This window comes from Frankia sp. Mgl5, assembly GCF_023242985.1.
GTDB classification, from domain to species: Bacteria; Actinomycetota; Actinomycetes; order Frankiales; family Frankiaceae; genus Parafrankia; species Parafrankia soli.
In genome coordinates this window covers 1-436 of sequence record NZ_JALKFY010000472.1, presented here as the reverse complement: position 1 = coordinate 436, position 436 = coordinate 1, and the positions used below count along the sequence as shown (strand labels likewise).

1 protein-coding gene is annotated in these 436 nt (G+C 56.0%); it reads left to right on the top strand.

What is annotated here, in order from left to right; translation table 11 throughout:
• Window positions 1-436, top strand: a 436-nt coding sequence (locus MXD62_RS10195) for an IclR family transcriptional regulator (protein WP_285224024.1), incomplete at both ends; no start/stop codon positions are given.

The following is a 436-nucleotide window of genomic DNA, read 5'->3' as shown; positions in this document are numbered from 1 at the left end:
ATATGACTCACTCCGATGATCCCGCGATTGTCCTTTTGCCGGAGATGGAACGGCTGCGTGATCTTGTCGGGGAGACGATCAGCTTGTATGTGAGAGACGGCAACGAACGAATACGGATACAGGCGGTGCAGAGCAATTATGCCATTCGCCGGGTGGCGCCGATCGGGGCGCGTATGCCGCTTTCCGTGGGCGCATCAAGCAAGGTGCTGGTAGCTTTCGAGGATGAGGCGGTGCGAAAAAGCATTTTGCAGGAGTTGGAATGGCCGGAGTCGATTGACCGGGAGATGTTTATTCAGCAGTTGAAACAGATTCGCCTGCAAGGCTACGCGACCAGCGTAGAGGAGCGTGAATTGGGGACTGCTGCCATCTCCGCTCCAATTATCAACCACAATGGCAAGCTTACGGCGGCGGTGGCTATCTCCGGACCATCCAATCG